The 5,290-nt window shown below is 53.4% G+C and carries 2 tRNA genes and 2 rRNA genes; all 4 read right to left on the reverse strand.

The window, feature by feature from the left end:
* Nucleotides 1-40: 40 nt before the first annotated feature.
* Nucleotides 41-2,921: ribosomal RNA gene (locus BM393_RS24955) — 23S ribosomal RNA — on the reverse strand.
* Between the two features lie 306 nt (nucleotides 2,922-3,227).
* Nucleotides 3,228-3,303 (reverse strand) — tRNA-Ala (locus tag BM393_RS24960).
* 19 nt (nucleotides 3,304-3,322) lie between these two features.
* Nucleotides 3,323-3,399 (reverse strand) — tRNA-Ile (locus BM393_RS24965).
* Between the two features lie 182 nt (nucleotides 3,400-3,581).
* Nucleotides 3,582-5,110 (reverse strand): 16S ribosomal RNA (locus BM393_RS24970).
* The 16S and 23S rRNA genes sit together here with 2 tRNA genes alongside, the layout of an rRNA operon.
* Between the last annotated feature and the right edge of the window lie 180 nt (nucleotides 5,111-5,290).

The following is a 5,290-nucleotide window of genomic DNA, read 5'->3' on the forward strand; positions in this document are numbered from 1 at the left end:
TGACACCTGTCTTTGAAGTCGATGGGACTGTCAAAGTTATAGGGTCAAGCCGCACGGGCAATTAGTACTGGTTAGCTTAACGCATTACTGCGCTTCCACACCCAGCCTATCAACGTCCTGGTCTTGAACGACCCTTCAGGGGGCTCTAGGCCCCGGCAAGACTCATCTTGAGACGAGTTTCCCGCTTAGATGCTTTCAGCGGTTATCTCTTCCGCACTTAGCTACTCGGCGATGCCACTGGCGTGACAACCGATACACCAGAGGTGCGTCCACTCCGGTCCTCTCGTACTAGGAGCAGGCTCTCTCAATCTTGCAGCGCCCACGGAAGATAGGGACCAAACTGTCTCACGACGTTTTAAACCCAGCTCACGTACCTCTTTAAATGGCGAACAGCCATACCCTTGGGACCGGCTACAGCCCCAGGATGAGATGAGCCGACATCGAGGTGCCAAACACCGCCGTCGATATGAACTCTTGGGCGGTATCAGCCTGTTATCCCCAGAGTACCTTTTATCCGTTGAGCGATGGCCCTTCCATACAGAACCACCGGATCACTTTGTCCTACTTTCGTACCTGCTCGACTTGTCAGTCTCGCAGTCAAGCACGCTTATGCCAATGCACTATCAACACGATTTCCGACCGTATTTAGCGTACCTTCGAACTCCTCCGTTACACTTTGGGAGGAGACCGCCCCAGTCAAACTGCCCACCATACACTGTCCCCAACCCGGATAACGGGCCAAGGTTAGAACCTCAAACACACCAGGGTGGTATTTCAACGTTGGCTCCACCTGATCTAGCGACCAGGTTTCAAAGCCTCCCACCTATCCTACACAGATCTGTTCAAAGTCCAATGTAAAGCTACAGTAAAGGTTCATGGGGTCTTTCCGTCTTTCCGCGGGGAGATTGCATCATCACAAACATTTCAACTTCGCTGAGTCTCTGGAGGAGACAGTGTGGCCATCGTTACGCCATTCGTGCAGGTCGGAACTTACCCGACAAGGAATTTCGCTACCTTAGGACCGTTATAGTTACGGCCGCCGTTTACTGGGACTTCAGTCAAGAGCTTGCACCCCATCATTTAATCTTCCAGCACCGGGCAGGCGTCACACCCTATACGTCGACTTTCGTCTTTGCAGAGTGCTGTGTTTTTAATAAACAGTCGCAGCCACCGATTCTCTGCGGCCTCATTGGGCTTGGCCCGCGGGGGCTTCACCTACTAAAGGCACACCTTCTTCCGAAGTTACGGTGTCAATTTGCCGAGTTCCTTCTCCAGAGTTCTCTCAAGCGCCTGAGAATACTCATCACGCGCACCAGTGTCGGTTTGCGGTACGGTCGTCAATAGCTGAAGCTTAGTGGCTTTTCCTGGAAGCAGGGTATCACTCACTTCGTCTGCAAGCAGACTCGTTATCACCCCTCATCTAAGCCCGGCGGATTTGCCTACCAGGCACGACTACAGGCTTGAACCGGGACATCCAACACCCGGCTGAGCTAACCTTCTCCGTCCCCACATCGCACTATTGATCGGTACAGGAATATTGACCTGTTTCCCATCAGCTACGCATCTCTGCCTCGCCTTAGGGGCCGACTCACCCTACGCCGATGAACGTTGCGTAGGAAACCTTGCGCTTACGGCGAGGGGGCTTTTCACCCCCTTTAACGCTACTCATGTCAGCATTCGCACTTCTGATACCTCCAGCAGGCCTCACGACCCACCTTCACAGGCGTACAGAACGCTCTCCTACCACGCACAGTAAACTGTGCATCCGCAGCTTCGGTAACTGGCTTAGCCCCGTTACATCTTCCGCGCAGGACGACTCGATCAGTGAGCTATTACGCTTTCTTTAAATGATGGCTGCTTCTAAGCCAACATCCTGACTGTTTTAGCCTTCCCACTTCGTTTCCCACTTAGCCAATTTTAGGGACCTTAGCTGGCGGTCTGGGTTGTTTCCCTCTTGAGTCCGGACGTTAGCACCCGGTGCTCTGTCTCCCAAGCTGTACTCTTCGGTATTCGGAGTTTGCATAGGTTTGGTAAGTCGCCATGACCCCCTAGCCTAAACAGTGCTCTACCCCCGAAGGTAATACTTGAGGCACTACCTAAATAGTTTTCGGAGAGAACCAGCTATCTCCAGGTTTGTTTAGCCTTTCACCCCTATCCACAGCTCATCCGCTAGTTTTGCAACACTAGTCGGTTCGGACCTCCAGCACCTGTTACGGTACCTTCATCCTGGCCATGGATAGATCACCTGGTTTCGGGTCTACACCCAGCGACTAATTCGCCCTATTCGGACTCGATTTCTCTACGGCTACCCTATTCGGTTAACCTCGCCACTGAATGTAAGTCGCTGACCCATTATACAAAAGGTACGCAGTCACCCTTGCGGGCTCCTACTTTTTGTATGCATGCGGTTTCAGGATCTATTTCACTCCCCTCCCGGGGTTCTTTTCGCCTTTCCCTCACGGTACTTGTTCGCTATCGGTCGATTACGAGTATTTAGCCTTGGAGGATGGTCCCCCCATATTCAGACAGGATTTCACGTGTCCCGCCCTACTCTATTCGTGCCTAGTTCCACAATCGACATTTCTCATACGGGGCTATCACCCGCTATGGCCGGACTTTCCATTCCGTTCTGATATGCCAACTGCTAAAACACGAGGGCTACTCCGATTTCGCTCGCCACTACTTTCGGAATCTCGGTTGATGTCTTTTCCTCGAGCTACTGAGATGTTTCAGTTCGCCCGGTTCGCCTCGCACACCTATGTATTCAGTGTGCGATACCTCTAAACGAGGTGGGTTTCCCCATTCGGAAATCTCCGGATCAAAGCTTATTTGCCAGCTCCCCGAAGCTTATCGCAGGCTATCACGTCCTTCGTCGCCTGTAATCGCCAAGGCATCCACCACATGCACTTAGTCACTTGACCCTATAACTTTGACATCCGCAGATGTCGTCAAGGACAGATGCTCGACAACTCGAGCATTCATTGAGTATCACGCGTTTTCGCCGTTCTTCAATTTCTTCTCTGAATTTCAGAGTTGAAGTCTGGTGACGCAATCAAATGTCGCTGGCGGCACGGTGCCGAGCGCCCCTTTACGAGCGCCAGCTTTCCGCCAGCAACGCTGATTCGACTCTACGAATTGTTAAAGAACAACAGCCGACTTTCAAAGTCGAGACTGGCAAACCACAGCGTCCATTCCTGACGCTGTGGTTTGCCACCCTGTGAAGTGATTGGTGGAGGATGACGGGATCGAACCGACGACCCCCTGCTTGCAAAGCAGGTGCTCTCCCAGCTGAGCTAATCCCCCAAGATCTTGTCGATCCTCGTGGTGGGTCTGGCTGGATTCGAACCAGCGACCCCCGCCTTATCAAGACGGTGCTCTAACCGACTGAGCTACAGACCCACGCATCTCTTGCGTGCCCCTGCATCGCGCCAACCGGCAAGGCCAGCTCGCCAGGCTCACGCGTTTTTCTCACTCACTGTTGTGTGTCTACAGCCGATAAGTGTGGGCGCGCTGAACTCGCTATTTGTGGACTCGACTCTCCCAAGCAACCGAAGCCACCTGGCGGTCTCGTCATTCTCTAGAAAGGAGGTGATCCAGCCGCACCTTCCGATACGGCTACCTTGTTACGACTTCACCCCAGTCACGAACCCTGCCGTGGTAATCGCCCTCCTTGCGGTTAGGCTAACTACTTCTGGCAGAACCCGCTCCCATGGTGTGACGGGCGGTGTGTACAAGACCCGGGAACGTATTCACCGCGGCAAGCTGATCCGCGATTACTAGCGATTCCGACTTCACGCAGTCGAGTTGCAGACTGCGATCCGGACTACGACCGGGTTTCTGGGATTAGCTCCCCCTCGCGGGTTGGCAGCCCTCTGTCCCGGCCATTGTATGACGTGTGTAGCCCTACCCATAAGGGCCATGATGACCTGACGTCATCCCCACCTTCCTCCGGTTTGTCACCGGCAGTCTCATTAGAGTGCCCTTTCGTAGCAACTAATGACAAGGGTTGCGCTCGTTGCGGGACTTAACCCAACATCTCACGACACGAGCTGACGACGGCCATGCAGCACCTGTGTCCAGGTTCTCTTTCGAGCACTCTCACATCTCTGCAAGATTCCTGGCATGTCAAGGGTAGGTAAGGTTTTTCGCGTTGCATCGAATTAAACCACATCATCCACCGCTTGTGCGGGTCCCCGTCAATTCCTTTGAGTTTCAACCTTGCGGCCGTACTCCCCAGGCGGTCAACTTCACGCGTTAGCTACGTTACTGAGAAGAAACCCTCCCAACAACCAGTTGACATCGTTTAGGGCGTGGACTACCAGGGTATCTAATCCTGTTTGCTCCCCACGCTTTCGTGCATGAGCGTCAGTACAGGCCCAGGGGATTGCCTTCGCCATCGGTGTTCCTCCGCATATCTACGCATTTCACTGCTACACGCGGAATTCCATCCCCCTCTGCCGTACTCTAGCCATGCAGTCACAAATGCAGTTCCCAGGTTGAGCCCGGGGATTTCACATCTGTCTTGCATAACCGCCTGCGCACGCTTTACGCCCAGTAATTCCGATTAACGCTTGCACCCTACGTATTACCGCGGCTGCTGGCACGTAGTTAGCCGGTGCTTATTCTTCAGGTACCGTCATGAACCCCCGGTATTAACAGGAGTCTTTTCTTCCCTGACAAAAGCGGTTTACAACCCGAAGGCCTTCTTCCCGCACGCGGCATGGCTGGATCAGGGTTGCCCCCATTGTCCAAAATTCCCCACTGCTGCCTCCCGTAGGAGTCTGGGCCGTGTCTCAGTCCCAGTGTGGCTGGTCGTCCTCTCAGACCAGCTACAGATCGTTGGCTTGGTGAGCCTTTACCCCACCAACTACCTAATCTGATATCGGCCGCTCCAACTGCGCGAGGTCTTGCGATCCCCCGCTTTCACCCTCAGGTCGTATGCGGTATTAGCTGCTCTTTCGAGCAGTTATCCCCCACAACTGGGCACGTTCCGATACATTACTCACCCGTTCGCCACTCGTCGCCAGGTTGCCCCGCGTTACCGTTCGACTTGCATGTGTAAGGCATGCCGCCAGCGTTCAATCTGAGCCAGGATCAAACTCTACAGTTCGATCTTGAATACTCAACGGAATCGAACAAAAACTACTTTCATAGCTTCATTCATTTCCGTGAGCGTCTAAAGATTTAACCTTCTCAGGTCGCTCGTTCAGACGCCCACGCTTATCGGCTGTAAATTCTTAAAGAACATCGAAGCCGCTTTCGCCAACTTCGTCGCGTCGCTGATTTGTCG

The sequence above is a fragment of the Mitsuaria sp. PDC51 genome (assembly GCF_900113225.1).
In the GTDB taxonomy this organism is placed as follows: Bacteria; Pseudomonadota; Gammaproteobacteria; order Burkholderiales; family Burkholderiaceae_C; genus Roseateles.